This is a genomic window from Paenibacillus liaoningensis, from assembly GCF_059609455.1.
Genome location: NZ_JCAALU010000053.1, coordinates 1 through 1,216, shown reverse-complemented (window position 1 = coordinate 1,216; position 1,216 = coordinate 1). Strand labels below are relative to the sequence as shown.

General features: G+C 45.6%; 1 protein-coding gene. It reads right to left on the bottom strand.

From position 1 onward, the window contains the following. Nucleotides 1-18: 18 nt before the first annotated feature. Nucleotides 19-1,136, bottom strand: a protein-coding gene (locus AC6B99_RS33295) for an IS3 family transposase (protein ID WP_496665174.1) whose coding sequence is annotated in 2 segments (ribosomal slippage) — nucleotides 19-890 and nucleotides 890-1,136 — 1,119 coding nt in all. Because the reading frame shifts where the segments join, the coding sequence is not laid out codon by codon here. Nucleotides 1,137-1,216: the final 80 nt, after the last annotated feature.

Here is a 1,216-nt window from a genome sequence, read left to right as displayed (position 1 = left end):
TGGATTGTCAACAGAAAATTAGACAGCTTTTTTAAGGGCTGTAAGGCGATATTGAACAGGTGTCAGGTATCCCAGCGTTCCGTGAATTCGATGCTTGTTAAACCAGTTAACGTAATCGTATAGTTCCAGTTCCAGATGATGAAGGCTTTGGAAGTTCATCTGGTTGATGAACTCCGTTTTCATGACTTTATAGGTGGCTTCAGCCACCGCATTGTCATAGGGACACCCCTTCATGCTGAGCGAACGGCCGATTTCAAAGGTCTCCAGAAGTTCGTCCATTTTTTCATTTTTAAATTCACTTCCTCGGTCCGTATGGAACCACTGAATGTGACGAAGATCGCCCTCTACGGTAGCAAAGGCGCGGGAAACCAGAGCCGCATCCTTGTTTGGGCCCACACTATGACCGACGATTTCTCGATTGAACAAGTCAATCAGCACGCAAATGTAATGCCACTTGTTTTGGACCTTCACATACGTCAGATCACTCACAACGAAGCGCTTGGCTTCCGTCTGCTCGAACTCACGATTCAGAACATTCGCTGTCGTAGCTTCGTTGCAAGACGTTTTACAGGGATTATACTGAGCGATCGTGTAGGTGGAGACCAGTCCCTGCTCTTTCATGATTCGCCCGATACGACGTCTGGAGACGGTGATTCCTTGTTCATGGAGCTTGGCTTTGATCTTGCGTGTGCCGTAAGCTTTACGATTCTTGTAGAATATTTCGACAATCGCTACGGTTAGTTCACCCGCTGTCTTTTGATCCTTGGCTTCATAGTAGAATGTACTTTTTGCGATTTGCAGGACGCTGCACATTGCTGATACCGAGTATTTATCACGGTTATTCTGGATGATAGCTACTTTCGTCCCATGATCAGCGCGGCTTGCTTTAAAATGTCGTTCTCCATTTTCAAACGTTCGTTTTCTTTTCGTAAAGCAATCAGCTCATTTTCTTCTGATGAACGGTTGTCCTTCTCCTTGAAGGAACCCGTGGTCTTGACTTGCTTGATCCAGCGATCCAAAGCCGAGGCAGTGAGGCCATATTCCTCCACCAGATCCGCTCTGGATTTTCCGTTTTCATATAATAGCACCATTTGTTTCTTAAACTCTGCTGTAAACGTGCGTCGTTGTTTTGGCATTGTAGAGATCCGCTCCTTAGGATGATAGGTTTATTCTACAAGCCCTCATTTTTATTGTCCAACTAAGTGTAGCCGATCCA